The 26,700-nt window shown below is 66.8% G+C and carries 30 protein-coding genes; 13 read left to right on the top strand and 17 right to left on the bottom strand.

All coding sequences use genetic code 11. From position 1 onward, the window contains the following. Window positions 1-9 precede the first annotated feature (9 nt). Together AC5RT8_RS10545 and AC5RT8_RS10540 are read right to left on the bottom strand one after the other, a co-directional pair. A complete protein-coding gene (locus AC5RT8_RS10545) occupies window positions 10-510 on the bottom strand; it encodes a DUF456 domain-containing protein (protein WP_494095654.1) in 501 nt (166 codons plus the stop codon). 307 nt (window positions 511-817) lie between these two features. Beyond that, complete coding sequence (locus AC5RT8_RS10540) at window positions 818-1,726, bottom strand: SDR family oxidoreductase (protein ID WP_494095653.1); 909 nt, start codon at window positions 1,724-1,726, stop codon at window positions 818-820. 220 nt (window positions 1,727-1,946) lie between these two features. Here AC5RT8_RS10540 and AC5RT8_RS10535 point away from each other — a divergent pair, with 220 nt between their 5' ends. Continuing rightward, complete coding sequence (locus AC5RT8_RS10535) at window positions 1,947-2,387, top strand: universal stress protein (RefSeq protein ID WP_494095652.1); 441 nt, start codon at window positions 1,947-1,949, stop codon at window positions 2,385-2,387. Window positions 2,388-2,444: 57 nt separating this feature from the next. Here AC5RT8_RS10535 and AC5RT8_RS10530 read toward each other — a convergent pair whose 3' ends face one another. Beyond that, entirely contained in the window at window positions 2,445-3,965 is a 1,521-nt protein-coding gene (locus tag AC5RT8_RS10530; RefSeq protein WP_494095857.1) for an MFS transporter, read from the bottom strand. A 130-nt stretch (window positions 3,966-4,095) separates the two neighbouring features. Between AC5RT8_RS10530 and AC5RT8_RS10525 the strand changes: the two genes are divergently transcribed. From AC5RT8_RS10525 to AC5RT8_RS10515, 3 genes are all read left to right on the top strand, one after another. Beyond that, window positions 4,096-4,662, top strand: a complete 567-nt coding sequence (locus tag AC5RT8_RS10525) for a TetR/AcrR family transcriptional regulator (RefSeq protein WP_494095651.1) — start codon at window positions 4,096-4,098, stop codon at window positions 4,660-4,662. Between the two features lie 72 nt (window positions 4,663-4,734). Beyond that, a complete protein-coding gene (gene rraA, locus AC5RT8_RS10520) occupies window positions 4,735-5,202 on the top strand; it encodes a ribonuclease E activity regulator RraA (protein WP_494095650.1) in 468 nt (155 codons plus the stop codon). Between the two features lie 8 nt (window positions 5,203-5,210). Then, complete coding sequence (locus AC5RT8_RS10515; RefSeq protein WP_494095649.1) at window positions 5,211-5,798, top strand: dienelactone hydrolase family protein; 588 nt, start codon at window positions 5,211-5,213, stop codon at window positions 5,796-5,798. Here the strand turns inward: AC5RT8_RS10515 and AC5RT8_RS10510 are convergent. Both AC5RT8_RS10510 and AC5RT8_RS10505 read right to left on the bottom strand, forming a co-directional pair. Then, on the bottom strand, window positions 5,795-6,640 hold the full coding sequence (locus AC5RT8_RS10510; RefSeq protein ID WP_494095648.1) for an HpcH/HpaI aldolase/citrate lyase family protein: 846 nt from the start codon (window positions 6,638-6,640) through the stop codon (window positions 5,795-5,797). The two genes, AC5RT8_RS10515 and AC5RT8_RS10510, sit on opposite strands and share 4 nt — an antisense overlap. 107 nt (window positions 6,641-6,747) lie before the next feature. Then, window positions 6,748-7,074, bottom strand: a complete 327-nt coding sequence (locus AC5RT8_RS10505; RefSeq protein ID WP_494095647.1) for a 2-oxo-4-hydroxy-4-carboxy-5-ureidoimidazoline decarboxylase — start codon at window positions 7,072-7,074, stop codon at window positions 6,748-6,750. A 109-nt stretch (window positions 7,075-7,183) separates the two neighbouring features. Here AC5RT8_RS10505 and AC5RT8_RS10500 point away from each other — a divergent pair, with 109 nt between their 5' ends. Beyond that, window positions 7,184-7,765, top strand: a complete 582-nt coding sequence (locus tag AC5RT8_RS10500) for a DUF3995 domain-containing protein (protein ID WP_494095646.1) — start codon at window positions 7,184-7,186, stop codon at window positions 7,763-7,765. 63 nt (window positions 7,766-7,828) lie between these two features. Here the strand turns inward: AC5RT8_RS10500 and AC5RT8_RS10495 are convergent, their stop codons facing one another. Further along, window positions 7,829-8,722, bottom strand: coding sequence for a dihydrodipicolinate synthase family protein (locus tag AC5RT8_RS10495; RefSeq protein WP_494095645.1), 894 nt, complete (start codon window positions 8,720-8,722; stop codon window positions 7,829-7,831). A 250-nt stretch (window positions 8,723-8,972) separates the two neighbouring features. Between AC5RT8_RS10495 and AC5RT8_RS10490 the strand changes: the two genes are divergently transcribed. Continuing rightward, window positions 8,973-9,842: a hypothetical protein gene (locus AC5RT8_RS10490; protein ID WP_494095644.1), complete on the top strand. Its 870-nt coding sequence runs from the start codon at window positions 8,973-8,975 to the stop codon at window positions 9,840-9,842. 23 nt (window positions 9,843-9,865) lie between these two features. Here the strand turns inward: AC5RT8_RS10490 and AC5RT8_RS10485 are convergent, their stop codons facing one another. Together AC5RT8_RS10485 and AC5RT8_RS10480 are read right to left on the bottom strand one after the other, a co-directional pair. Then, window positions 9,866-10,852 (bottom strand): hypothetical protein, encoded by a 987-nt coding sequence (locus AC5RT8_RS10485; protein ID WP_494095643.1) that lies wholly within the window; start codon window positions 10,850-10,852, stop codon window positions 9,866-9,868. Further along, window positions 10,849-11,187, bottom strand: a complete 339-nt coding sequence (locus AC5RT8_RS10480; protein ID WP_494095642.1) for a PadR family transcriptional regulator — start codon at window positions 11,185-11,187, stop codon at window positions 10,849-10,851. Before AC5RT8_RS10480 ends, AC5RT8_RS10485 begins: the two co-directional genes overlap by 4 nt. A gap of 225 nt (window positions 11,188-11,412) precedes the next feature. Here AC5RT8_RS10480 and AC5RT8_RS10475 point away from each other — a divergent pair, with 225 nt between their 5' ends. The 6 genes from AC5RT8_RS10475 (at window position 11,413) to AC5RT8_RS10450 (ending at window position 16,394) form a co-directional block, all read left to right on the top strand. Next, window positions 11,413-11,751: a PadR family transcriptional regulator gene (locus AC5RT8_RS10475; RefSeq protein WP_494095641.1), complete on the top strand. Its 339-nt coding sequence runs from the start codon at window positions 11,413-11,415 to the stop codon at window positions 11,749-11,751. Beyond that, window positions 11,748-12,770 carry a hypothetical protein gene (locus tag AC5RT8_RS10470; RefSeq protein ID WP_494095640.1) on the top strand — a complete coding sequence of 341 codons (1,023 nt, stop codon included), beginning with the start codon at window positions 11,748-11,750 and terminating at the stop codon, window positions 12,768-12,770. Before AC5RT8_RS10475 ends, AC5RT8_RS10470 begins: the two co-directional genes overlap by 4 nt. Window positions 12,771-12,893: 123 nt before the next feature. Further along, on the top strand, window positions 12,894-13,859 hold the full coding sequence (locus tag AC5RT8_RS10465; protein WP_494095639.1) for a hypothetical protein: 966 nt from the start codon (window positions 12,894-12,896) through the stop codon (window positions 13,857-13,859). Between the two features lie 183 nt (window positions 13,860-14,042). Further along, window positions 14,043-14,822: a GNAT family N-acetyltransferase gene (locus AC5RT8_RS10460; protein WP_494095638.1), complete on the top strand. Its 780-nt coding sequence runs from the start codon at window positions 14,043-14,045 to the stop codon at window positions 14,820-14,822. A gap of 60 nt (window positions 14,823-14,882) precedes the next feature. Next, entirely contained in the window at window positions 14,883-16,151 is a 1,269-nt protein-coding gene (locus tag AC5RT8_RS10455; RefSeq protein WP_494095637.1) for a glycosyltransferase 87 family protein, read from the top strand. A gap of 42 nt (window positions 16,152-16,193) precedes the next feature. Continuing rightward, window positions 16,194-16,394, top strand: a complete 201-nt coding sequence (locus AC5RT8_RS10450) for a hypothetical protein (RefSeq protein ID WP_494095636.1) — start codon at window positions 16,194-16,196, stop codon at window positions 16,392-16,394. Here AC5RT8_RS10450 and AC5RT8_RS10445 read toward each other — a convergent pair. The 4 genes from AC5RT8_RS10445 to bsh form a co-directional block, all read right to left on the bottom strand. After that, window positions 16,364-16,951: a GNAT family N-acetyltransferase gene (locus tag AC5RT8_RS10445; protein WP_494095635.1), complete on the bottom strand. Its 588-nt coding sequence runs from the start codon at window positions 16,949-16,951 to the stop codon at window positions 16,364-16,366. The genes AC5RT8_RS10450 and AC5RT8_RS10445 overlap by 31 nt on opposite strands. A 124-nt stretch (window positions 16,952-17,075) precedes the next feature. Beyond that, window positions 17,076-17,573: a MarR family winged helix-turn-helix transcriptional regulator gene (locus AC5RT8_RS10440; protein ID WP_494095634.1), complete on the bottom strand. Its 498-nt coding sequence runs from the start codon at window positions 17,571-17,573 to the stop codon at window positions 17,076-17,078. Beyond that, window positions 17,570-18,466, bottom strand: a complete 897-nt coding sequence (locus tag AC5RT8_RS10435) for an alpha/beta hydrolase family protein (protein ID WP_494095633.1) — start codon at window positions 18,464-18,466, stop codon at window positions 17,570-17,572. The genes AC5RT8_RS10440 and AC5RT8_RS10435 overlap by 4 nt, the downstream gene beginning before the upstream one ends. A 91-nt stretch (window positions 18,467-18,557) precedes the next feature. Then, a complete protein-coding gene (gene bsh / locus AC5RT8_RS10430) occupies window positions 18,558-19,502 on the bottom strand; it encodes a choloylglycine hydrolase (protein ID WP_494095632.1) in 945 nt (314 codons plus the stop codon). A gap of 231 nt (window positions 19,503-19,733) precedes the next feature. Between bsh and AC5RT8_RS10425 the strand changes: the two genes are divergently transcribed. Continuing rightward, the gene (locus tag AC5RT8_RS10425) at window positions 19,734-20,411 is read left to right on the top strand and encodes a M23 family metallopeptidase (protein WP_494095631.1); all 678 of its coding nucleotides are present in this window, start codon (window positions 19,734-19,736) and stop codon (window positions 20,409-20,411) included. Window positions 20,412-20,917: 506 nt separating this feature from the next. Here the strand turns inward: AC5RT8_RS10425 and AC5RT8_RS10420 are convergent. From AC5RT8_RS10420 to hpaE, 5 genes are all read right to left on the bottom strand, one after another. After that, on the bottom strand, window positions 20,918-22,360 hold the full coding sequence (locus tag AC5RT8_RS10420) for an MFS transporter (RefSeq protein WP_494095630.1): 1,443 nt from the start codon (window positions 22,358-22,360) through the stop codon (window positions 20,918-20,920). A gap of 11 nt (window positions 22,361-22,371) precedes the next feature. Further along, a complete protein-coding gene (locus AC5RT8_RS10415) occupies window positions 22,372-23,169 on the bottom strand; it encodes an HpcH/HpaI aldolase family protein (RefSeq protein WP_494095629.1) in 798 nt (265 codons plus the stop codon). Further along, window positions 23,154-23,939 (bottom strand): 2-oxo-hept-4-ene-1,7-dioate hydratase, encoded by a 786-nt coding sequence (hpaH, locus tag AC5RT8_RS10410; RefSeq protein WP_494095628.1) that lies wholly within the window; start codon window positions 23,937-23,939, stop codon window positions 23,154-23,156. The genes AC5RT8_RS10415 and hpaH overlap by 16 nt, the downstream gene beginning before the upstream one ends. 67 nt (window positions 23,940-24,006) lie before the next feature. After that, entirely contained in the window at window positions 24,007-25,104 is a 1,098-nt protein-coding gene (hpaD, locus tag AC5RT8_RS10405) for a 3,4-dihydroxyphenylacetate 2,3-dioxygenase (protein ID WP_494095856.1), read from the bottom strand. Between the two features lie 50 nt (window positions 25,105-25,154). Beyond that, on the bottom strand, window positions 25,155-26,672 hold the full coding sequence (gene hpaE, locus AC5RT8_RS10400) for a 5-carboxymethyl-2-hydroxymuconate semialdehyde dehydrogenase (RefSeq protein ID WP_494095627.1): 1,518 nt from the start codon (window positions 26,670-26,672) through the stop codon (window positions 25,155-25,157). Window positions 26,673-26,700 lie beyond the last annotated feature (28 nt).

Genomic DNA, 26,700 nt, shown 5'->3' with positions numbered 1-26,700 from the left:
GGCGGAGGCTTACCGGGTAGTGAAGTGCAGCCAGACGGCCCCGCCCCAGAGACCTCCTGCCGTCAGCGCCAGCGCCAGCTCAGCCAGGATCCCAAGGCCCATCGCCTTCAGCGTTGCCACGCTCGAGGACCAGGCGGCGGGCAGGTCCCGCTTGCGGAGCCACTCGCTGAGCAGCAGTCCGACGGCGAACCCGATGAACAGGCCGACGGCAGGGATGGTGAACATCCCGACGATGCCCACGCCCACGCCCGCCACGATGGAGCCCTTCGGGATTTCCCGGTCCTTGAGGCGCCGTCCGGTGAGGAAGGCACTGGCCAGCATGCCGGCGATCAGGAGTACGGCGCCGATGCCGAAGGCCCACCAGGCCGGCGCGCTTTCCACGCCGAGGGCCCAGCCCAGCAGGGCAATGATGATCAGGATGCTGCCCGGCAGCACGGGCACCACAATGCCGATCAGGCCCACGGCGATCACCAGGGCTGCGGCAATGGTTACAAGAAGGTCGGGATCCATGTCCCCAGTGTTCCACCGGTTCCCCCTGGCCTGCGCATTTCGGCCGGAGTGGTGCGGCCATCCCGGCTCGATCCGGTCCCGTTCAGGTGGGTCAACGCTCCGATGCGCATACGGATTTCCCCTGCTGGTGAAGATCCCTGCGGTTTGTGAAGATCCCTACGCTGCGCACCGCAGGGATCTTCACAAACTGCAGGGAAGTACGCGCAGCGCAGGTCGTTGGGGCGGAGCCGTCTTCGGCCAGGGTCAACAAACGGCTGAGGCCCCGCGAATGCGGGGCCTCGGCTCTAAGGGGAGAAAACCGCAGGCGTTACGGGGAAGGGGTGCCGCCGTTGACGTTCAGGGTTTCGCCGATCACGTAGCTGGATTCCGGGGACGCCAGGAAGACGTAGGCCGGAGCCAGTTCGGTCGGCTGGCCGGCGCGGCCGAGCGGCGTGCTCTGGCCGAACTCGGGCAGGTCTTCCTTGTTCTGTCCGTCGGTCGGCTGCAGCGGTGTCCAGAACGGACCCGGCGCCACGGCGTTCACGCGGATGCCCTTGGGTGCCAACTGCTGACCCAGGCCCTTGGTGAAGTTGTTGATCGCTGCCTTGGTGCTGGCGTAGTCCAGCAGGTTCGGGGACGGCTCGTAGGCCTGGATGGACGTGGTGTTGATAATGCTCGATCCCGCCGGCAGGTGCTTCAGCGCAGCCTTCGTCACCCGGAAGAACGAGTAGATGTTCGTCTTGAAGGTGTGGTCCAGCTGCTCGTCGGAAAGGTCCTCGAGGTTATCCACGGCAATCTGCTTGCCGGCGTTGTTGACCAGGATGTCCAGCCCGCCCAAGCCTGCCACGGCATCTTCGACCACCTGGCGGCAGTACTCGGCGTCCTTCAGGTCACCGGGAAGCTTGACCACCTTGCGTCCGGTCTTTTCGATGACCTCGGCAATGTGCTGCGCGTCCGGCTCCTCCTCGGGAAGGTAGGAAATGGCGACGTCGGCACCCTCACGGGCAAACGCGATGGCGACGGCCGCGCCGATGCCTGAATCGCCGCCGGTGATGAGCGCCTTGCGGCCCTCCAGACGGCCGGTGCCGCGGTAGGTGTCTTCACCGTGGTCCACATGCGGGGTCATGTCCTTATCCAGGCCCGGCTCGGGCTGGTCCTGGACCGGCGGGGCGATGGACGGGTAGCGGTCCACGGGGTTCTGGAAGGTGTACTGGTCCGAGTTGTTGCCGTTTGTCATAGAAGTTCCCACTTTCGGTAGGTCAGTCCATTCGGGCGGTCCGGCTAGGGCCGCCGTAAAAGGCGGTCGCTCACGCTAACGTAAGCATGCTTATTACCCTATGCCCGATTGCCCGTTCCGCTCAAGTCCGCGGTGCGGGCGCACAAATCGCCGCTGCTCTGGCCCTCTTCGCCGCCGGGGCGCAAACTGCTGCATATCCAACTGCCCTGGAAGGAACACCATGACTGAGGGAACCCGGAAGCGGATTGTCGTTGGCGTGGACGGCTCGGAGGAGTCGTTGGAGGCACTGCGCCTGGCCCGTCGGCTGGCGGACCTGCTGGGATGCCGTATTGAGGCCATGACGGTGTGGGAGTATCCGGCGATGCTGGCGACGCCGTTTCCCACCACCGAATGGTCTCCCCGGGTGGAAGCCGAGCGCGGTCTGGCCGAGGCGGTGGAAGCGGCTTTCGAAGGGGCGGGCATTCCGGAGGATCTCACCCAGTCTGCGGTGGCCGGTCAGACCGCACGGGTGCTGATGGAAGCCAGCCGCGGGGCGGAGATGCTGGTGGTCGGCAACCGCGGGCGCGGCGGTTTTGCGGGACTGCTGCTCGGCTCAGTCAGCACCGCAGTGGCCGCGCACGCCTACTGCCCGGTGCTCATTGCCCGTCCCCACCGGGACTGAGCGCGGCGCTGACGCCTCCGGGTCCGGCCGGCGACGGAACGCGCCAGCAGCCGCAGGCTAGCGGTGCGCGGGAACCCGGCGCAGCAGGATGCCGGCACCGACGGCGGCAACCACCATCGTGACCAGGCCGATCAGTGAGGTGATGTTGACCCCGGAGTCGAAGGCGTGTTGCGCCGACTGCAGCAGCGCAGAGGCAGTCTCCGCCGGCAGGCTCTGGGCCGCTTCGACAGCACCGCCCAGGGTTTCCCCGGCGGAAGCGGTCTGCTCCGGAGTCAGCCCGGAAGGAATCTCTACGCCGGTACGGTATGCAGCGGTCAGGATGCTGCCCAGCACGGCCGTGCCCAGGACGGATCCGATCTCGTACGCCGTCTCGGATATGGCCGAGGCAGAGCCTGCACGGGAGGGCGGGACGCTGGCCAGGATGAGGTCATTGGAGATGGTCTCCGCCGCACCCACACCCACGCCGAGCAGCAGGAACGCAATCATCAGTTCCAGTACGGTGACCGACTCCCCCGCTGCGAACACCAGCGCATAGCCTGCTCCGTTGAACAGCAGCCCGCCGGCCACCACCACGGCCGGACGGACCCGCTTCACCAGGGGCACCACTGCCAGTCCGGTGATGATCGTCAGCACCAGGCCGGGAAGCATGGTCAGGCCCGCCTCGATGGGCGTCTGGCCGACCACCAGCTGCAGATGCTGGGAAAGGAAGAAGATAAAGCCGACCATGGCGAACAGGCTGAGCAGGTTCGCAGCGATGGAGCCGGAGAAGACCGGGCTCCGGAACAGCCGGACATCGAGCATCGGCTTTTCCCGCGAGAGCTGGCGGCGGACAAACAGGAAGCCCAGCACCAGGCCGAGGGCAATGAACGGCAGGCCGGCTGCGGCGCCGTCGTGCGCAAAGGTCTTGATGCCGTAGGTGACCGAAAGCATGGCACCCATGACGAGGACGACGCCGAGCACGTCCACCGCGCCGGGGCTGGGGTCCTTGGATTCGGGCAGCAGCATCGGCGCGAAGATCAGCAGCGGCAGCAGCACCGGGATGGACAGCAGGAACACCGAGCCCCACCAGAAATGCTCGAGCAGCACGCCGCCCACGATGGGACCAAGCGCGGCACCGCCGGAGAAGCCTGCGGCCCAGATGGCCACCGCAATCCGGCGCTGGGACGGATCGGTAAAGATGTTGCGGATCAGGGACAGCGTGGCGGGCATCAGCATGGCACCGAACACGCCCATCAGGGCGCGGGCCACGATCAGCAGCGCCGCCGACGGCGCGAACGCGGCCACGAGGGAGAACACACCGAAGCCCGCGCTGCCGATCATCAGCAGGCGGAGCCGTCCGATCCGGTCGCCCAGGCTGCCCATGGGCACCAGCAGGCCGGCCAGGACCAGGGCGTACACGTCCACGATCCAGAGCAGTTCGACACCGGTAGGCGCCAACGCCTGGGACAGCGACGGGATGGCGAAGCTCAGGACGTTGTTGTCGATGGAGATGAGCAGAACGGGCAGCATCAGGACTGCGAGTCCCCACCATTCGCGCGTTCCTGCACGCGTAACTGCGGGTTTTTCCTGGACCGCCAGCACGGCATCCTCCTTCTGGGAACAGTGTTAGGACTTCTTTACGGTAAATATCCGAAAAACTACTGTACCGTCTAGACTGTATGGTGGCAAACTGCGGCTGATCCGCCTGCTGATGGCGTAGCGTAAAAGCATGTCCAACTCTCGTCCCGCCCGGGACCGCATCCTCGATGCCTACGAGGAGCTCCTGATTAACGAAGGCCCCCGCGGTGCCACCATGGATGCCGTCGTCGCGCGCGCCGAGGTTTCCAAAGGCGGCCTGCTGTATCACTTCAAGAACAAGGAAGCGATGGCCGGTGCCCTGATCGAAAAGCTCCGGGGTCTCGCCGCAGCAGACCTGCAGACCATGAGCGAGGACCCGGACGGGCCGTCGCGCTACCTGGTCCGCAGCTCCGTGTACGTCGGGAGCGAGCTGGACCGAGCGCTGATCGGCGTCGTCCGCCTGGCGCAGGCGTCCGATCCCGTGGCCTCCGAGCTGCTGCAGGACATCCACCGCAGCTGGTTTGATCTGGTCCACGAGGAGGTGGGCGATCCCGGCATTGCCCGTGCCATCACCCTGCTGGCCGACGGACTGTATTACAACGAGGGCCTGCCCGGCGGCTGGCCGCAGGCCACCAAGGACAACCGCACGCATTCCGTCTCCGACCTCCTGGAAATCGTGGACGTGTTAAAGTCCCACGCCCGCCAAATGCGCCCCTAACCTACCGACGGCTGGGCCGGTGACCGGCGTGGCAGGACGATTCCCTGCCGGACCGTCTGCCACAGTGGTGCCATGCATACGAGCACAGCTGACCTGTACGACGAACGCGGCGACGAACTGGCCTCGGTTTCCCTGCAGTTCCAGGACCTGGGCGGGCATGTGGGCTTCACCGGCCCCATCCGCACCGTCCGCTGCCTGGAGGACAACGGCATCATCAAGTCCCTGCTGAATTCGCCCGGCGAAGGCGCGGTCTTGGTGATCGACGGCGCCGGGTCGCTGAACACCGCATTGATGGGGGATATGATTGCCGGCGCCGCCGTGGAGAACGGCTGGGCCGGCGTCGTTATCAACGGCGCCATCCGTGACCGTGCCGCCGTCGCCAAGTTGCCGCTGGGCGTGAAGGCGCTGGGCTCGAATCCGCGCAAGAGCGCCAAAAACTCTGTCGGCGAGGTGGATGTGCCCGTAGAGTTCGGCGGCGTCACCTTCCGTCCCGGCGCGGTGCTGTACGCGGACGAGGACGGAATCCTCGTCGAACCCTAGGAGAAGAAATGGCCAATGTCCTGCTGTTCCACCACGCCCTGGGCCTGACCTCCGGCATGGACGCCTTTGCCGAGGTCCTGAGGGAAGCAGGGCATACCGTCACCGTTCCGGACCTCTACGACGGACGGACCTTCACTGATCTGGAAGACGGCGTCGCCTACGCACAGGACATCGGCCTGGATGCCGTTGAGGAACTCGGTGTCAGCATCGCCGAACGCTTCCCGCCGGACATGGTCTACATCGGCTTCTCACTCGGGGTGATGCCGGCACAGCGGCTGGCGCAGACCCGTCCCGGCGCCCGGGGCGCAGTGCTGGTCAGTGCCTGCCTGCCGCTGGGCACCTTCGGTGACACCTGGCCGGCCGGGGTGCCGGTGCAGATCCACGGCATGGACGCGGACGAGGAATTCGTGGACAGCGGCGACCTCGACGCCGCGGAAAACCTGGCCGCGTCCACGCCCGACGCGGAGCTGATCCTCTATATGGGTGCCTCGCACCTGTTCGCGGACATCAGCCAGCCGGATTACGACATGGACGCCGCATTCACGCTCACCCGGCTGGTGCTGCGGCTGCTCGAGCAGGCGGACGAAGGGGCCTAGGCGTTCCAGAGACCGTAGGAATCCGCCAGCGAGGAGATCTTCTGGGCCCGGGCCAGGCGCGGCAGGTAGGACCCGTCGCCGACGACGGCACCGGCAGCGTGCGCGTCCAGCAGTTCATGGGCCCAGGTGATTTCGGAGTCGCTCGGCGAGAGTCCCCGGTTGATGTAGTCGGTGGCCTCCGGCATCAGGCACAGCTTGCCGGTCATGCCCATGCTCTGGGTGACCTTGCAGGCGTCCAGCAGCTTTTCCCCGAGGGCACCGACGGTGGGGCCGTCGATCGGGCCGGGCAGCTGTCCGACGCGGGAGGCGACCACCAGCTTGGAGCGGGCGTAGGCCAGCGCCATCGGATCGTCGGAGGCGCCGGTGTCGCGGCGGAAATCGCCGACGCCGAACGCGAGGCGGAAGGTGCCGGGTGCGCTGGCGATGGCGGTGGCGTTTTCAATGCCGAGCGCCGATTCCACCAGGGCGAGGACCGGGGTGCCGGCCTGCAGCCGCATGGCGGTGTGCGTGACCTGCTCGGGCTTTTCGGTCATGGCGAGCATCACGCCGCGCAGGCCCGGAGCCTTGGAGAGGGCTGCGAGGTCATCGGCCCAGTAGTCGGTCTCGATGCCGTTGACGCGCACCCACGCGGTCATCCCGGTGGAGAGTGCCTCGACGACGCGTTCGCGGGCTTCGGCCTTGCCGCCGGCCGGAACGGCATCCTCCATGTCGAAGACCACCGAATCAGCCTCGGAGGCCAGCGCCGGCGCAAAATTCGCTTCATCTGCGGCTGATGCCAGCAGCCAGGAACGGGAAAGTTTTGCGGGGAGGGCAGCGGCGCGGCTGTTTCGGAATGGGGCCATACAGAAGACATTACTTTCAGGGTTGGCGGTTCCGAAAATGCGACGGGCGTCATGTGGCCACCGTCACGGAAATGAGGTGCGGCACGGTGCTTTCCGGACTCTCCGGGTCATTCGTTGAGCAGTTCCTCCAGCCGCAGGATGGCTCGTTCACGCAGCTCGGCGCCCGTGATGCCCGCACCGGATCCGGCCGGCCGTTCGCCCATCCGCGGATCCCCGGCGACGGCAGCTGCGACTTCCGCTTCCGTGAAGTCGGGCGCCGCCAGTTCCGCGAAGCTGAGCAGTTCTCCGGGGGCGGCGAAAGGCCTGGCTGCGGCAACTTCGTTGTACCAGCGGGAGATGTCCAGGCAGGGACGGAGCATCTGCTCCGCGGCGTCGAATCTGGCGGCGTTGAACCGTGACAGGAAACCGGACTCAGCGGCTGCTTCTGGAGGCATGGATGTCACCTTTCGCTAGGACTACCACTATTACCGGCACCGAGCCGCCTTGGCCACTTCAGCACAGGGCACTTTTCCGTGTGCCGGAACCGCTTCCACAATGATTTCCATGAACGACTCCAGGAGACCCTCCCGGGTCACGGCCCGGCCGAGGGGCAGGGAACGGTGGGGCCGCGTCTGGCTCTGGACCGCGTGTGCCGCGGGGCTGCTGCATGCCGCGTTCAGCCTGTACTGGGCGCTGGGCGGCCAATGGCTGCTGGACACGGTAGGACAGTGGGCGGTGCAGCAGGCCGATGCTGCACCGGCGCACGCCGGACTCCTGCTGGGATGCGTCGCGTTGGTCAAAGCTGCCGCGGCGCTCATTCCGACGGCGGCAGAGTACGGCACGATTCCCCGGCCCCGCATGTGGCGGGGAGTGAGCTGGTGCGGCGCCGTCCTGTTGGTTCTCTACGGCGGAGCCAACACCGTTGTCAGCAACGCGGTGCTGGCGGGCATCATCCGCCCGGATTCCGGATACGACCGGGAAGCCCTTATCGGCCACGCCTGGCTCTGGGATCCGTTGTTCCTGCTGTGGGGGCTGGCCCTGCTGGGTTACCTCGTGCTGTCGCGTTCCGCCCGTGGCCTCCCCCTCCGTGGTCGAGGAGGTGCGGATCGACGCCGGGAGGTCGGCGGAGACTCGGATCCCGCGTGAATACCTTTGTCCCACAGCTGTCCACAGCGGGGAGTATCGTGTCCGCGGCGGACGTGCCATGAGCTAGTCGGCCGCGGCGCTTGGCAGATTCCGCAGCAGCTCCCTCATCCCCGTGAAAACGTCCTCGGGCAGGGGCCGCAACGGCGCCGGCAGGTTCTCCCTCGGCAGCCGGCCAAGCTCAGTAGCCAACGCCGAGGTCACGCGCAGGCTGCCGAACCGCCGGAACAGTTCCCAGATCGGTGCCAGCTGCGCTGACAAACGTTCGGCGGTCTTAGCGTCACCTGCCTGCGCCGCCCTGGTGATCGCCAGCGCCACATCCGGCAGGGTGCCGCCCAGTACGCTGAACCACACGTCTGCGCCGGCGAGCAGCGCCGGGGCGGCAAACTCGTCGCCGCTGACCCCCAGGGCCGTGCCTGGCGGCAGAGCCGTCCGCACCTCACGGATCCGCTGGTCCGCTTCCTCCACCGGCCGGGGCGGGATCTTCACGGCCGCCACCTGCGGAAGGGCGCCAAGCCGGGCATAGATCTGGTCCGTGAAAGTGAACCGGGTGGTGGTCGGGTTGTCGTAAATGCAGATCGGCACCGAGCTGGCCGCGGAGACGGCCTCGAACAAGCCGAGCACCTCCTCCTCGGTCAGCGGCTGGTACGACACCGGAGCGAGCAGCAGACCGGCGGCACCGACATTCTGCGCATCCTCCGCTGCGCGCAGGACATCGGAGGTCCGCAGCGCTCCGATCCCTACGATCACCGGCACTGCCCCGGCTGCCTGCACAGCGGCCGCTGCCACCCGGCGTCGTTCCTCCCGGGAGAGATAGGCGTAACTGCCGGTGGAACCCAGGGCGCCGATGGAATCCACTTTGGCCTCCACCGCACGGTGTACGAGCGCGGCGAACAGGTCCTCATCCACCGTGTCATTGACAACGGGCGTGAGGGGAAAGGCGGACAGACCTGTAAACATGGGAGCTCGTTTCAGCGCGCGAAGACCGACCGGACCAGCACACCATCTGGCCCGCCCGCTGTAACGGCGCAACGCCGCTATCAAACCAACCACCCTATTCCGAATGTCTATCCCGGCAAAGGAAGGGGAAGTCCCTAGGCTGAACCCGTCGTGGAATTGTGGTTGGCTGCCTCAACGAAAGTGGGTCATTGTGGGCATTTTTGGGAACAATTCTCCCGGAACGGACATTCCGGATACCTATCTGACGTTTATGTCGGTTTCCACTGCGAATGAATTCCGGATGATGATCCGTGAGGTTTTCGCCGAGCTGGGCTTGGAGGTTGGTATTCATCCGGATCACGCGGTGGACGTCTCGGGGCGCAAGTACGGTTTCTGGAACATAGCCGCCATGTGCAATCCGGAACCGCAGTCCGTGTGGCGGAGCCTGATAGCGGAACATCTCCAACGCCTGCTGACGAGCTTCGACGTCCCGGATCCGTTCGACACCCTGCCTCCCGCGGAGATACCGGGCCGGACCTTCGCCCGCCTGTATGAAGAATCAGCCCTGCCGCCGCTGGACGGACACCCCCACCGGGAGTTCGCGCCGGGAGTGATCGAGATGCTGGCACTGGACCTCCCGGACACGGTTGCGGTGTTCCGGCATGAGAACGCCAAGAACTTCGGCGGGTTCGATGCCCTCCGGCAGCAGGGGCTTGCGAACCTTCGCGCATTGGACGTGGAACGGTTCGAGACCCTCAACCCTCCTGGCGGGGGTTCATTCAATGCCCTCATTGGCGCGTCCTTCTATACCGCCAGCAGGGCCATCCTCCTTCCTTCGTTGGCCACTGAGCTCACCGGCAAGCAGGTCCGCGACGGGTTCGGCTGGCTGATGAGTGTCCCCAACCGGCATCAGGTGGTGTGGCATGTCATTGAAGACTCGTCCGTCATCGGAGCAGTAAATGGAATGGCGCACTTTACGGCCGCGGGATACAGCGACTCCCCCGGCCCCGTGAGTCCGCACGTCTATTGGTGGGACGGAACCGGTTACGAACAGCTGACCGAGGTGTCTGACGACGGGCTCCTGAAGATCAGGGTGGGTCCGGGATTCCAGGCCGTCCTGGAAGCAGTGACGAAGGGATAGGGGTCTCTGCCCGCAACAGCGGGTTAAGCGGCGGGTGCGGCATCCCTGCCCGGGAAGCTCAACACGGGCCGTTTCCAGGCGACCCACGCACTGGCAACGCCGACCATGGAGCAACCGATATAGAAGATGCCAGGCTGCACCCCGATCAGCCCAATGGTGCTGTTGCCACCAAGCATCAGGAACATTCCCGAAAGCGGCAGAGACATCAACGGGATAAGGAAAAGGCAGGCCCAAGGGCGCATCTTCGGTCCGGCCACTGCAAGTAGCACGGAAAGAACCACCAATTCCAGGGACCACCACGCCAGCCGCTGGTCGCTGATGAGGTAGGGGCCACCCCAGAAGGTGCGTTGCGCTCCGCCTCCCTGCAGATAGCTGGTGAGGGTGAGGAAAACGCCGAGTACCGGTGCACCGGTCAGGACCAACTTCCGCAGCGCCGGCGTCCGGATCGGATCCCCGCACAGCGACAACAGGCTCGTGAGGGCAAAAACAACGAATACCAGCGGATGAACCGGAACGCCGGAACCGGTGAACTGAAGGATGACTGTAAGGGCGATGCTCGCCGCGACGACAGAAGCATGCAGGAGGACAGCCGTTCTCCGCATTCCCGCCGCCACGGCGCCGAATGCCGCAAGAGCCAGGACAAAAACTACCGCCGCCGGAGTGGTGAACGCTCCGAAGGGTTGGTCCGCCAGATTGTAGCTATTCCAACGGAACCACCGGCCCACCTCACCGAGGACCATCATCACCAAAGCGAGCGCCGTTCCGGCGACAGCACCGATGGCCGCTATCCGGTCTCGACGGCGGGACGGCAGCACCTGGGCGACCCGTGCTGCGGCTCCGTGTAACACCAGATGGAGGAGCTCGCCGCGGACCGGTTTTTCCCTGCCCTCATCGGCCGCGAGGTCGAGCATTATCCCAATGATTTCCTCCCCATGCCGGGCCCGCCATCTGGCAGGATAGGCCCGCAGCGCTCGCCGGTACTGCTCCTCGATTGCGGTTGATGGGCTCATGCCAGTGCTCCCTTGGTCCTGACACGCAGGCTTTGCCGGGCGGCGTCTGCGGCGGCTTCCATCCGGTCGGCCTCTCTTTTCAATGCGTCCGCCCCGGTGTCCGTCAGCGAGTAGTACCGACGGAGCCGGCCTGCCACCACTTCCTCACCTGCGTCCTGCACCAACCCCTCCTCTTGAAGGCGGTCAAGCGTCGTATAGAGGCTGCCGGGTTTGAGCGATACCCTCCCGCCGGAAAGCTTCTTGGTTTCCGCCAGCAGGGAGTAGCCGTGGTGCCGGCCTCTGGCGAGCGCGGTCAGGATCAGGAAGGTCGGTTCGCGCATCTCTCGGCTACTCATGGAAGCAATATATGTATGTGACATGAATATCGCAAGGAGGTCACCTTCCTGCTGCGACCGGGCAATGCCCTGGGGTCTATCGCATTCCCTGCGGCTAATAACCGCCCGTGCCCGGCACAGAGAGGGACTCGGATGAACCGCCGGGTTCCTTTGAGCAAAATCCGTAGCCTAACCGTTATATACATTTCTTCCCTATATTCAGTTTTTCTGACTATCGTTCTCGGCATGAGCAAGCATGAGATGCGCGAACCGACCTTCCTGGTCCTCTCCGCACTGGCCGATGGCCCCAAGCACGGGTACGCGCTGATAGCCGAGGCAAAAAGCCTTTCCGACGGCCGGGTGAAGCTTCAGCCCGGAACCCTCTACGGCGTGCTGGACCGGTTGCGGGAGGACGGATTGGTGGAGATTTCCGGCGAAGACGTGGTGGACGGCCGCGCCCGCCGCTACTACCGGATCACCGACGGCGGCGCCGCCACCTTGGCACGCGAAGCGGACCGCCTGGCCGCCAACGCCCGGCAGGCCATGTCCAAGCTGCGGCTGCGCGCAGCCCAGGCCGGAGCATGAACAGCGGCACCTCCACTCTGGAGGTCGCTTACACCAGAGCCCTGGCCGCTTACCCGCGCCGCTGGCGCCGGGAGCAGGGCGAGGAACTGATCGGCGTGCTGCTCTACGTTGCCCGTTCCGAGCAGCGCACCAAGGCCACCCCGGCCGAACTGCTCAACCTTGTGGGCAACGGCCTGGCAACCCGCGGCCTGGAGTTGCTCGGCAGCGTGGGCCGGCGGCGGCGCAACGGCATCGCCTTCATCGCCACGGTTCTGGCCACCTACCTGGCGCTCACCCTGACCCTGCTGGGCGAATGGGGTCCATGGGTCCGGCCGGGCTCGCTTCGCTGGCGGCCCACCGGCGAGGGATTCGGGGAGACGTTCCTGGCCGCGGGGCCGTTTACGACGGCGGCCGCAGCGGTCTATCTGGCACTGCTTGCCGGGTTCGCATCCACCCTGGCCGGGCGGCGTTCCCTGCACCGGGCCGTGTATCTCGGCGCGGCAGTTGCTGCTCCACTGATCCCCCTCTCCGGCGCCGTAACGGGAATCCTCGCGCCGCCGCTTACTCCCATGCTGGTGCTCAGTGCCCTCGCGCTGCTGACCCTCATCGGCAATCCCGCTGCCACAGCCTCCCGCCGCGCCCTGCTGGCTGCCGTCACGGCCGGTGTCTCGCTGGCGGGCCTGTCGCTGGCCGTCAGCCGGTTGACCGGCGGCGCCGCCCTGTTCTTCTACGACTCCACCAGTGTGCTCGCCGTTGATGCGCGGTCCCTGACGCTGGCAGCGGCAGCGTTGATGCTGAGCGTCGGAATGGTCCTGGTCAGCGGGCCCCGTGTCCTTCCGTGGACCGCGGGCTTGGCTGTGGCATCGGTGCCGTTGCTGGTCCGGTTCTGGTCCGGAAATTCCCTGGAGACTTGGTTTGCCTCCTCGGGCCTGCCCGGACCCGCCATCGACCACTGGGAATGGGCGTTCCTCGTACTGGCTGTGGCCGCAACAGCCCTGACCGCCGGAGGCCACCGGCCCCGCCGGCTCCTCGCCACCTGATCTGCGTCCACAGCTTCCCATTTGCCCCGCCTGCGGCACCTGACACCCGCTGTTGTTCTACGGACATGCTCCCGATGAGCCGGTCCGGCACCGCACCCTGGATCCAGTCTCGAAAGGCACCCCATGAACCGCAACCGCTTCTCCCCTGCTGCACCCGCACAGGTCACCAACTCCCTCCCCCCGGCACGCCGTCGTCGTTACCTTGCTGGCCTCGGCGTCATGGTTCTCGGAGCCGCCGCTCTCGCCGGCTGCTCCGCCGATTCCGGGCTGGCACCGGTTTCGGAGTCCTCCGCCGACCCGTTCGAAATTTATCTGGCCGAGGATATGGACGCCATCCTTATGGCCCAGGACACCCTTCGTTTCCAGTGCTACTCGGACAACGGTTATCCCGAGTATGAGGCGTTCATCCCCGAGGAACCGGCGCTGCATTGGCGCGAGGATCTGCTGGACCAGCTCACCGTCAACGATGCCTTCTTCGGAAGTGTCCAGGACGCCACGGTCAGCGGGCTCCGCGACGAACCTCTCGGCCCGTCCTCCGAGAAGGTCTTTGTTCACGACGACGCCTTCGAGGCGGTTGCCATGGCCTGTGACACGAAGGCCTGGGCAGCACTGGGAGAAAACTCCCAGCAGACACTCATGGATTACAACAGGCTCGGCAGCAAGCTGGCCGGAGGCCTGGCCGATCAGACATTTGAGGCACTGGGCCCCCTGCAGCAGCAAGTAGTCCAATGCCTGGTCGACGCCGGGGAGCCGGTGAAGCCGGCGTCCGACAAGCGGTACGGCTTCACATCGGACGTCGAGCTCGGCGCCGCGGTGGAATACCCGGAACGCACCGGCCCGAAGCAGACGTCCGGCGTGGAGATCATCCCGGCCGACGTCGAAATTGCCTACGCACCCACGGCCGCCGAAGCCGCCCTGGCCGTGAAGTACTACCACTGCTCGCTGGAAACGGGGGTGCGGGATGAGTTTGACGATTTGATCCTGGAAACCAAGAAGGAAGTGGTCGCCGAGCACGCAGCAGAGTTGGAGAAATCCAACCCCCGGGTCGCCGAAGTGGCGGCAGCCGCACAGGAGCTCATGAAACGCTGACCCACACTGATACCGGTGTCCGCCGTCACGGCGGACACCGGTTAGACTCTGGCTGAGAAGACGCGGCAGGTGCCAACAGCTGTGCAGCAGCGGTGCCCTGCCGGCAGCGCCCTGCAGGGAAGCAGCCGACGTCCCGGAAAACCCCAGGAGCGCGTCTCCGGATCAGAGTTAGAAGAAGTGGATATGCCTGGTTTCATCCCCACACCGCCGCCGGTCCGCGTTCCGGGACCGTTCCCCGGCGCGGGCCAGCAGACGACGGCGGCTCTGCCCCTTATTGCAGAGGCACACCCCACTCTTCGGGGAGCGCAGGCCGATCCACCCGCCCTCGATCCGCGCCGGGTGAGCATCCTCCGGGACGATCCGGGCAAAGCGGATGTCCGGGCGCTGCTCGACGAGAACCGTGACCTGCTGTACCCCGCCGGAACCGTCGCCGCCGGCCTGACTCCGCCGTCACTGCGGGACCCCTCCTTCACCTTCTGGACGGTCCGCGAAGGCGGCGCCTTGCTGGGCTGCGGTGCGTTGAAGGAACTTCCTGCCCTGGTCGGGGGCGCAGCAGGTGAATACGGCGAAATCACCTCGATGCGTACGGTCGAATCCGCACGAGGGAGGGGTGTGGCCCAGTTGCTCCTGCAGCACATCATCACGAACGCCCGCGCCCGCGGCTATGCCGCGCTGCTGCTGGAAACCGGCACACAGGAGTTCTTCGCATCCTCCCGGCGGCTGTATCAGCGTTCGGGCTTTGTCCCCTGCCCGCCGTTCGGCAGTTATCGTGCCGACCCGAACAGCACCTTTATGCGTCTGAACCTGCGGGTCGCCGAAACCGGCACAGCTGGTGCAGCGGCCGCTGTGCCGGGCGGGGCCCCCGAAGCCAAGGTCTACGCCAAACCCGGGACGCTGACCGCCATCCTGGCAGCACAACGGGCCCTGGCCGCACCCCCGATCCCCAATCCGCGGAAGCGCTAGGGCTTCGGGGACGCGGCCGGCCCCCGGCCGTCCCCACCTGCAGGACCTAAACTGGCAGGCATGGCTTTATCCACGGCGGACTCCACGCCGCGTACCCGCACCCGGATCCTCTGGTTCGCCCTCGGCCTGCCTGCTGCACTGGTCCTGGTGGTCCTCGGCGCGCAGATCCATGGGCTTGATTTCACCGTGTACCGCGAAGGAGCCCGGGCGTTCCTCGGCCTAGGCGAGCACCGGCTGTATGACCCGAGCCTGGTCGAAACGGATACCCGCGGCCTGCCCTTCACGTACCCGCCGTTCGCCGCCCTGCTGCTCACTCCCTTCGCGTTCCTCTCCGCGGGCGTGGGGCTGGTCCTGTTGACGGCGACGTCGTGCGCTTGCCTCGTCTTCACCGCCTTCCTCGTGGCCCGCTATCTGCAGGACAACGACGTGCTGCCGGCCAGACTGCGTTCCGCCCTGGGCGGCAGCGCCGGCGTCGTGGTCCTGGCCACCCTGCTGATCGGCGTGCTCGGACCGTGGCGGGAAGGCCTGGGCTTCGGCCAGGTCAACCCGATGCTGATGCTCCTGATCGTCGCGGACCTGCTCCGGCCGGCGTCGTCAAGAATTCCGCGCGGCATCCTCATCGGGCTCGCGGCGGGCATCAAGCTCACGCCGCTGGCCTTCGGGCTGATCTTCCTGGTCCGCCGCGACTGGCGGGCCATCCTGGCAATGGGCGCCGCGTTCGCCGCCACGGTCGCCGTCGGATGGCTCGCATCACCGGAGCAGTCCCGCACGTTCTGGTTCGACTCGCTCTTCAACTCCGACCGCGTCGGGGACACCACGGACATGTACAACGTGTCGCTGAACTCGTTCCTTGCGCATCTGGGGACCCCCGAGGCCCTGCAGCGCCCGCTCTGGCTGCTGGCCTCGGCCGCCGTCGTCGTGCTGGGCTTCTTCGCCATCCGCCGCTCGGATGCCCGCGGCGACACGGTGGCGGCGATCAGCGCGAACGCCGTGGTGATGCTCGCGATCTCGCCGATTTCCTGGTTCCACCACTGGGTCTGGATCGCGCTGGTGCTGCCAGCGCTGTGGGTGGCGGTACGACGACGGCGGGCCGGGGTCCGCGGCGCTGGCATCGCCCTGCTGGTGGCGCTGGTGCCGGTGTTTATGCTGTCCTCGATCACGGTCACGATGATGCTGACCGGCGTCGTCAGCGGCCAGGGTCCGGCGGCGCTTGAGCTGTTCACCAGCCTGGGCGTGGTGCTGCCGGTCGCTGCGCTGGGGTTCTGGGCGACGGCGCCGGCCGGGGAGGCGGCACCGGCACCGGCCGGAACACGGATTCCACGGGCCTGAGTCACCGCGCCGGATTCACAGGGGGCAGGGTATTCTGCCTGCATGAGAACTCCCGGGGGCAAAGAATCCACCGTCCGCTCCAGTGACGGCATCATGTTTTTCTGCGGCGCCGTCGCCATGCTGATGTTCGCGATACTGGCGATCGGCAACGCGTCGGAATGGTTCGACGTCGTTTCCGGTGCGGTTTACCTTGGCCTCACCGCCGTCCTGGGCTATCGGGGATTCCGGCCTTCGGCCGTCTGAACCTGGACCGCCGGCTGTCCCTCCACAGACCAGCCCACAGCGAAATAGATTTCCGGCACTCCGGCATACTCCCGGTCCAGTCCGGGATGGTGCAGCAGTCCGGCGGCCAGCGCGGTTCGCCGGGATCCGGTGTTGGTTGCCGTGACACGGGCCAGGATCGGCAGTTCCGGCAGCAGTTCCCGGCCGCGTCGCACCGCCTCGACGGCACCTTCTTTCGCATATCCGCGTCCCCAGACCGAAGGATCGTAGCGGTAGTACAGGTTGAGGATCTCCCGGCCATCGACCGCTGCGCGCTGCAGCCCGGTGAATCCGATGACGGTCTCCGGCGCGTCCACGTCCGCCACTGCCCAGTAGCCGAACCCCTCCCGGTCCCAGTGGTCCAGGAAATCCTGCAGGCTCTTTCCGGCAGCCGCGACGCTCACCGTGTTCGGATTGTGCCTGTTGGTCCGGGGATCGGTGTGGATCCGGACCGCGGCGTCATAATCCGCACGTTCCAGCCGGCGCAGCAGCAGCCGCTCGGTGCTGACGGGGGTCCATTCGCTCGGCTCTTGACGCATGCGCCCATCCTAGACAGGGCCGCCTCGCTATCCCCATCGCTGCCCCGCTGCCGCTCGAACAGGCCGCCGCGGCACACGAGCAGGTCGACGCAGCAGACAGCGTGTCGTATTGAAAGTCTGAGCCTCAATCCAGGGTATGTGCCACGTGCCGCAGCCAGCGGGCGACGACGGCGAGCTCGTCGGCGCTGAACCCTTCGGTAATCTTCCCGTTCAGTTCAGCCAGGGAGGTCTGCACGGCACCAAGCGTGGCCTTCCCGTCGGCGGTCAGGTTTACCCGGATGGTCCGGCGGTCTCCCGGATCCGGGGCGCGGCTGATCAGCCCGGCCTTCTCCAGCCGGGACAGCAGCCCGCTCAGCCCGGCCGGGGAGGCGCCCACCGCTTCAGCCACCTCGCCGGTGCTTGCCCCGGGGCGGGAGGCGAGATAGAGCAGCACCCCGGAAGCCGGCGCGCTGAGGCCCCGGTCCTCGCCCCGGCGCCCGATCCACCGGCGCAGCCGCCGCTCCGCGGTGAGCGTGAGGAAGACCAGCCGCGGCGGCCGGCGCGGGCCGCCGTCGTGCGATTCTCCGCCGCCGCTCCCACTGAGGCCCCCGCCGGTGCCCGGGCCGGCGTCGTCCGGCGTCACGGCTGGTTCGCGATCCGTCCGTCCAGCCAGGCGAGGACCTCGGGCCACAGCGTGTCCTTGACCCCACGTCGGAAGAAGCCCATGTGCCCGATTGCGGGTACTCCGGCGTCGTCGGGTGTGTAGGTGCGGCGCTCCACCGGCGCGTTGGTGAGCCGGCCATAGATGGCGTTGATCTGTCCGGGCGTGGCCCAGAGGTCGTCGCTGAAGCCGATGGAGAGCACCTCGGTCTTGACCCGGGCGGCGCGTTCGGCGGCCTGCATGCTCGGATCGTCGAAGAAGTAGTTGGGTCGGCGGGACCACTGGCTCCACTCGAGCATGGCACCGCCGGGCATGTCCTCGCCCAGGCCCATTTTCCGGCCCGGCACTACCCCGAGCAGCCGGCCGGTGAGCGGGCCGAGGACCCGGAGAACCAGTCCCACGCGCAGCCGCTCCTTTGCATCCTGGATGGTTCGAGTGACGCCGGCGTGCGAGGCGATAGCCACGAATCCCAGCAGTCCGTCCGTGCCGTTGTTCAGTGCCATCGCGTGCCCGCCGATGCTGTGCCCGACAGCGAGGTGCGGCAGGCCCGGGAACTTCTCGGCCAGCCACGCGGCCGCGGCCGGAACATCCTGACTCATCCAGTCCCGCATCCGCAGGCTCCGGTTGGCCTTCGGGCTGCCGGACGCGCCGGTCCCCCGGTAGTCATATGTCAGGACCGCATACCCGTTGGCCGCCAGGTATTCGGAAAAGCCCGTATACAGCCGTTCGGCCACTGCCGTGGCGGGATGGACGACGACGGCCGCGCGGGGCGCGCCGTCGGCCGGCAGGCGCAGGGTGCCGGCGAGCGCGCCGCCGGCAGGGACGGGGATACTGATCCGTTCGGACGTGACCGCTGCCACACTATTATTTCGCATGCGAAGTAATGTACACGGGACCTGGGTTTCGGAAACCCCTGAGCTAGGGGAATCGAACCCCTTTTCGGATCCCGCCTGCGACGCCGGACTTCTAGACCACCACCAGCTCCATGCCGTCAGCCTTGTGATCGGCCATCGCGACGCTCTGGATGGCCGGGTCTTGGTAGGTGTTCCAGTAGTAGGTCATGGTCCGGGACGAGAAGAGCCCGGTGTAGGTGGTGATCTCGAACTCGCCCGAGCCCATGGCCGCACTGCCGTCCACCATCGAGACCCCCTGCAACGTGTGGAACGCCCGGCTGACGTTCTCCTCTTCGGTGGTCTGGGGCGGGTAGTGCGCGTGGACGTAGGCCGCCCGAACAAACCGGGACGGCGAGTAGTAATCGCCGGGAATCCCCCGCATGAACGACCCCGAGCCGAACGGGGTCAGGTGTGCCTGATTGAGCACAACCTCCTCGGGGAAGTCGGGCGAGGCATTCAGGTAGTTGCGCAGGTTCTCGTGGTGCCAGCCGAAGCCGGGCTGGTTCGCCAGCACATCGACGTCGTCGTGGAAGACGTGCATGCCGTCGGCCGTGTACTCCACGACGATCGCGCGCGTCGAGTCCCCGATCAGCCAGTGCAGCAGCGAGCTCGGGTACTTCTCGTTGATCGGCCGGTCCACAATGACCACGCCCTCCAGCGCGGCCTCGACCTCGTCAACACTGGAGAACTGGGAGGCCACCCAGAGGGGAAACTCGAAGGCGGCGACGTTTGTTGCCCCCTCCACCGGCCCCGGTGCGTACTGCGCGTATCCCGGGAAATTCAGGCCTCCCACGGCCAGGCCCGCATCGTTGCCGCAGTCGAAGTAGAGCGGCGTGTCTTCCTCCACAATGCCCATGCCGATAATCGCGTGCTGGATTTTGGGCACCGCACCGAAGGGCGACTTGGTGGCGTACCCGGTGGGTGTCAGCACCACCCTTTCCCCGAAGTCGGACGTCCAGTCGAGGTTGCGTGCGAAATAGAGGTTGCTGCCGTCCGAGAACCTGATGCCTGTGCACATGTTGCTGCTCCCTGTTATGGCCCCGATGGCGCTTCGCCTGCGTGGGGTGGGTATACCGGAGACGCCGAGGAGGGGTACCTGAGCCGGCTTCCCGCCGGTGCTCCCTGCTCTTTTCAGGGTAGGCCCGCACCCCCGGCCTGCGGCAGTGTCCGCGCAAGACCTGGACCTCGGGCAGGGACAATCCGCCTGTAGGGCAGGCCTATCCAACGCGCGGGGCCTATAACGGGAACCATGATGAACGCACCCCTGCCCGTTGCGCTCCCCTTTACCGGAAAATGGAAGGTGGAGAACAGTCCCCTGCGGCGGGTTCCCAGCCACGGCACGCACCTGCTCGCCACCACATATGCCATCGATTTTGTGGGGGTCGACGACGACGGCCGGTCGGCGCCGGGCGTCACCTGGCACACTGCGTTCGGCACCGAGCCGCCGGAACTGTTCTACGCCTTCGGGCGGCCGATCCTCGCCCCGGTCGGCGGGCAGATAGTCACCGTGCACGAGGGAGAAGCCGACCATGAAGCCCGCCGGTCGCAGCTTTCCCTCATCCCCTACATGCTGGGCCAGCAGGGTCGGCTGCGGCAGGGCGCCGGGGCGATTGCCGGAAACTACGTGCTCATCGCAATGCCCGACGGCGGCGCGGTGGTCGGGGTGATGCACCTGCGGTCCGGCTCGATCCGGGTTTCCACCGGCGAGCACGTGCGCGAGGGCCAGCAGATCGGGGACTGCGGAAACTCGGGCAACTCCACCCAGCCGCATGTGCATGTGCAGGCGATGGACGGGGCGGATCCGTGGACCGCCCATGGACTGCCGTTGGTGTTCCGGTCCTTCGGGGAGAAGCCTGCCCGCGGGAAAACGTTCCTACCACGGGAGAACATGCTGCCGCAGGAGGGGTCCACGGTGCAGGCACCCTAGTGGACAACAGGGGTCGGGGGTCCGCGCCCCGGCAGCATCACCTGTACGAAGGTACGCCGGGCCAATCGACCCGACGGCTGGCCGCTCACCTAAAAGACAGCAGATGCGGTTCGGCCGCCCCCAAGGCAGCATCACGTGTACGGAAGGTACGCCCGGCCAACCGGACCCGCACAGCATCCCACCGGGTGGTACGGGTGTTGCCTGATGTGGAAACAGGAGCCCCACCAGCCCCACGTTGTGGGACGCCGTGCGGCCGGCGGGGGCTGCGGCGAACGAGAAGGCACAAATTACCGATTTTCGGACGGAAAACGGTAATTTGTGCCTTCTCGATTCCGAGGGACCCTCGGGCACGCCCAGCACCCCGGCTATGCGCAAGGACCGGCAGCCTAGGGGAATCGAACCCCTGACCTTCCAGGCCTGGAGGCTGGGGAAGACGGGGGGATTTGAACCCCCGGTGTGCCGATCGGGGCCGCTAGACGTGCGAGCCGGAACCCGCAGCGGGACAACTAGTGCCTGCCTGAACCCGACCCCGCCGAAGCCGCCGCACCCTCCGCCGCAACAGCATCGTCCGTAGACACCCCGCGGCGCTTGTCGAAGATGGTCGCCCCGACTTCCTGCTCCGCCTGGTTCCGGATGGACAGGTCGATGCCGGGGCGGTCGCGCAGCATCAGGGTGGCCGACGCCGCGAGAATAACCATCACCAGCAGGTAGCCGGACACCGCCGTCGTCGACCCCGTGGCCTCCACCAAAGCCTGGGCGATGGTCGGAGCGAAGGCGCCGCCGATGATGGCACCCAGCGCGTAGGACACCGAGACGCCGGAGAAGCGGATCGAGGCCGGGAAGATCTCGCTGTACCAGGCGGCCTGCGGGCCGTACGTCAGGCCGAGTCCGACCGTGAACAGGGCCATACCGAGGAACAGCATCCCGATGTCGCCGGTGTTGATCAGCCAGAACAGCGGGAAGACGGTCAGCGCCAGGCAGGCGAACCCGATGAGGTAGGTCTTCTTCCGGCCGATCCGATCCGCCATGAAACCGCTGACCAGGGTGAAGACGAACCACAGGGCCGCTGACCCGGAGACGGCCAGCAGCACGTCGGTGCGGTCCAGCGCCACAGCCCCGTCGGGGTTGGTGGAGTAGTTGAGGATGAAGCCGCCGGTGGTCATGTAGCCGGCGGCGCTGTTGCCCGCGAACACCAGGGCGGCCAGGATGACCAGCTTCCAGTGGTTCTTCATCAGTTCCACGATGGGCATCTGGGTCTGCTTCTTCTTCTCGGCGATTTCCTCGAAGACCGGGCTTTCGCTCACGGACATCCGGACCAGGAAACCGACCACAATCAGCACGATGCTCAACAGGAACGGCAGCCGCCAGCCCCACTCGACGAACTCGTCGCCCGGGGAAATGACGCCGGTCATCAGGGCGGTGACGCCGGAGGCCAGCAGCATGCCCAGCGGCACGCCCAGCTGCGGGAAGGAACCGAACAGACCGCGCTTGTTGCGGGGGGCGTGCTCCACGCTCATCAGTACCGCACCGCCCCATTCGCCGCCGGCGGAGATGCCCTGGATGATGCGCAGCAGCACCAGCAGGATGGGCGCCCAGATGCCGGCGGAGGCGTAGGTGGGCAGCACGCCGATCAGCGTGGTGGCCCCGCCCATCAGCAGCAGGGTGATCACCAGCATGGCCTTGCGGCCGATCTTGTCCCCGTAGTGACCGGCCAGGAACGCACCGAGCGGGCGGAACAGGAAGCTCAGGCCCACCGAGGCGAACGTGACCAGGGTGGCGAATTCGTCGCCCGCGGGGGCGAAGAACAGCTGGGAGAAGACCAGCCCTGCGGCGGTGGCGTAAATGAAGAAGTCATACCACTCCACGGTGGTGCCGATGAGGGTGGCCACGGCCACCTTTCGGGTGTCCTTGGAGGTGGCGCGTGGCGTGGTGCTGGGGGCAGTAGCCATGGGGATCCTTGTCAGTAGCTCGCGCGGACGTCGTCGTCCGCGTCGGGAAGATATTTGGCGGCCAGGGCTTCGCTGCCCCGTGCCAGGAGGGCGACGTCGGCGCCGACCAGGATAAAGTCGACGCCGGCCTCGATGTAGCGCCGGGCGGTGGCCTCGGCGAAGGCGTTCACGCCCACCGGTTTGCCGGCGGCCTTGATTTCACGGATGCAGTGTTCGACGGCGGCGACGACGTCGGGATGTTCCTGCTGGCCCAGATGGCCCATGGAGGCGGCGAGGTCCGACGGGCCGATGAACAGCCCGTCCACCCCGTCGACGGCGGCAATCGCACCAACGTTGTCGACGGCGTCGGCGGTCTCGATCTGCACCAGCAGCGTTACCGACTCGGCGGCGTTTTCGAGGTACCCCTCGATCCGGTTCCAGCGCGAGGCCCGGGCCAGGGCACTGCCCACGCCGCGGATGCCCTGCGGCGGATACCGGACGGCGCGGACCAGTTCGGCGGCCTGCTCCGGGGTGTCCACCATGGGAATCAGCAGGTTCTGCGCGCCCAGGTCCAGATACTGCTTGAGCAGCACCGCATCCCCGATGGGCGGACGGACCACCGCGCTGACCGGATAACCGTGCACAGCCTGCAGCTGGGCGAGCAGGGATTCGATCCCGTTGGGGCTGTGCTCGGCGTCGATCAGCAGCCAGTCCAGGCCGGAGCCGGCGCAGATTTCCGCGACCAGCGGGCTACCGGAGCAGACCCACATGCCGGTCTGACGGCCGCCGGACAGCCGGGCGGCGAAGGTTTCCTCTACTCGAAGCGGCATGTGATGGTTCCCAACGGTCCGTAGTCGGCAAAAACGGTGTCGCCCTTGTAGACCCACATCGGGCGGGTGAAGGAGCCGGCGAGGATGATTTCCCCGGCTTCCAGCGAGGTGCCGTGCACGGCCAGCTTGTTCGCCAGCCAGTACACGCCCGCGGCGGGATGATTGAGCACCCCGGCGGCGACGCCGGTTTCCTCGATGCCCTGGTTCCGGTAGAGCAGGGCCGACACCCAGCGCAGGTCGACGTCGGCCGGCTTCACCGGGTTCCCGCCGACCACCATGGCGCCCATCGCTGCGTTGTCCGCGATGGTGTCCACGATGGTCCGGCCCTCCATCTCGATCCGGGAGTCCAGGATTTCCAGCGCGGGCACCACGTAGTCGGTGGCGTCCAGGACGTCGAACAGCGTGCAGTTCGGGCCGGAGAGCGGCTTGCCCAGCACAAACGCCAGTTCCACCTCGATCCGCGGGTGCGTGTAGCGGTCCCACTCCAGGGTGCAGCCGTTTTCCAGCACCATGTCATCGAGGATGACGCCGTAATCGGGTTCGGTGATGCCGGTGGCGGCCTGCATGGCTTTGGAGGTGAGGCCGATCTTGTGGCCGGCCAGGGACCGCCCGGAGGCGATCAGCCGTTCCCGCCACAGGTTCTGCATCGCGTAGGAGTCCTCGATGGTCATGTCCGGGTAGCGCGCGGTCAGGCGCGGGACCGGGGTGCGGGTGCGTTGGGCTTCGAGCAGCTCGTCGGCCACCGCCCGGAGAGTTTGTTTATCTAGCACGGGACTACTTTCTGTCGCGGGTGGGTGCGACGACGGCGCCGGCTTCAGCGCCGTCGTCGGGCGCGGTCTAGAGCTGGGTGCCGATCTTGAAGCCCTTCGCGGCTTCCCCGGAGGAGCTGCCGGTGTCGTCGTCCGGGCGGGTGTAGGAGAACCCGTCCGCGCCGATGGTGACCGCCATTTCCGAGGTCTCGGTGCGGGCGGTGAGCGGCTGCGGGTTGCCGTCCAGGTCCAGGACCAGGGAGGCCTCGGTGTACCAGGACGGGACCACGGGGTTGCCCCACCAGTCGCGGCGCTGGTTGTCGTGCACGTCCCAGGTGATGGTGGGGTTGTCCGGGTCGCCGGTGTAGTAGTCCTGCGTGTAGATCTCGATGCGGTGGTCGTCCGGATCCAGGATGTAGAGGTAGAAGGCGTTGGAGACGCCGTGCCGGCCGGGTCCGCGTTCGATCCGGTCGGAGATGCGCAGGGCGCCCATCTTGTCGCAGATCTGGATGATGTTGTGCTTTTCGTGCGTGGCGAAGGCCATGTGGTGCATGCGGGGGCCGTCGCCGCCGGTCAGGGCGGTGTCATGCACGGTGTGCTTGCGGTGCATCCAGGCGGCGTAGGTGACGCCGTCGGAGTCTTTGATGTCCTCGGAGACGCGGAAGCCCAGGTCCTCCAGGTAGGCGCGGCCGCGGGGCACGTCCGGGGTGACCTGGTTGAAGTGGTCCAGGCGGACCAGTTCCCCGGCGGAGTAGAGGTCGTAGCGCTGGGTGAGGCGCTCCACGTGGTCCACGTCGTAGAAGAACTCGTAGGGGAAGCCCAGCGGGTCCTCCACGCGCACGGAGTCGCCGACGCCCTTGGTGAAGCCGTCCTTCCGGCGTTCGGTGCGGCAGCCCAGTTCCTGGTAGTACGCCTCGGCCACGTCCACGTCTTCCGGGGTGCGGACGCGGTAGGCCAGGGCGGCGACGGCGGCCACCGGGCCCTTGCGCAGCACCAGGTTGTGGTGGATGAACTCCTCGAGGGAGCGCAGGTAGATCGCGTTCTCGTCCTCTTCGGTGACGTGCAGGCCGAGGACGTCCACGTAGAACTTCCGGGACCGTTCCAGGTCGGTGACCACCAGGTCCGTGTAGGCGCAGCGGACAATGTCCGGCGGGGCGATGCTCGGGGTGGGGATGCGGTTTTCGATGTCCATGGTTTTGCTCCTTTGCAAACGGCGGGGGAAGTGTCGGGGAAGAGTTAGCCGTCGACCTTGGCGGCGTCGTCGGTCCCGAACTTGGGGGTGTGGACCTTGCCCAGGGTGATGTGCACGGCCTGCTGGTCGGTGTAGAAGTCGATGGAGCGGTAGCCGCCCTCGTGGCCCAGGCCGGAGGACTTCACGCCGCCGAAGGGGGTGCGCAGGTCGCGGACGTTGTGGCTGTTCAGCCACACCATGCCGGCCTCGGTGTTCTGCGCGAAGTTGTGCGCGCGGGTCAGGTCCTGGGTCCAGATGTAGGCGGCCAGGCCGTACTTGGTGTTGTTGGCCAGCTCCAGGGCTTCGGCTTCGGTGTCGAAGGGGGTGATCGCGACGACGGGGCCGAAGATTTCCTCCTGGAAGATCCGCGCGTCCGGGGCGACGTCGGCGAAGACGGTGGGGGCAATGTAGTTGCCCTCTTCCAGGCCTTCGGGGCGTCCGCCGCCGGCAAGCAGGCGGCCTTCGGTCTTGCCGATCTCCACGTAGGAGGCGACCTTCTTGAAGTGTTCGGGGTGCACCAGGGCTCCCACCTGGGTCTTCGGATCGTGCGGGTCGCCGACGACGATGGTCTTGGCGCGGGCGGCGAAGCGTTCGCAGAATTCGTCGTAGACCGGGCGTTCGACCAGGATGCGGGAGCCGGCGGTGCAGCGTTCCCCGTTGAGGGAGAAGACACCGAACAGGGCGGAGTCGATCGCGGCGTTGAGGTCCGCGTCCGCGAAGATGACGCAGGGGCTCTTGCCGCCGAGCTCCATGGACATGCCCTTCAGGTGTTCCGCCGCGTTGCGGAAGATCGTCTTGCCGGTGGTGGTTTCGCCGGTGAAGGAGATCAGCGGGACCTGCGGGTGCTTCACCAGCGCGTCGCCGGCTTCCTCGCCCAGGCCGTTGACCAGGTTGAAGACACCGGCGGGGACGCCGGCTTCGGTGAAGATGTCCGCCCAGAGGGAGGCGGAGAGCGGGGTGAATTCGGCGGGTTTGAGCACCACAGTGTTGCCGGTGGCCAGGGCCGGGGCGAGCTTCCAGGACTCGAGCATAAACGGGGTGTTCCACGGTGTGATCAGCCCGGCGACGCCGATGGGCTTGCGGTTGACGTAGTTGATCTGGCTCCCGGGGACCTTCATGGCGTCGTCGAACTGGGCGACGATCAGGTCCGCGAAGAAGCGGAAGTTCTCCGCGGCGCGCAGGGCCTGGCCCTTGGCCTGGGTGATGGGCAGGCCGGTGTCGAAGGTTTCCATTTCGGCCAGGCGGGACTCCTGGGCCTCCACGGCGTCGGCGATCTTGTTGAGGATGCGGGCGCGTTCGCGCGGCTTCATCTTGGGCCACGGGCCGTTGACGAAGGCTTCGCGGGCGGCGGCGACGGCGGCGTCGATGTCTTCCTTCTGCCCCGCGGCGGCGGTGGCGTAGGTCTTGTTGGTGACCGGGTCCAGCACGTCAAAGGTGGCGCCGTTGACGGAGTCCACGAACTTGCCGTTGATGAAGTGCTGGATGTGGGTGGGCAGGTTCTCCGGGACGAAGTGCGTGCTCATGGGGTGTTCCTCTTTCGTCGTTTTAGAT

This window comes from Arthrobacter sp. Ms25 (genome assembly GCF_059090365.1).
This window is presented reverse-complemented; position numbering and strand designations above follow the sequence as displayed.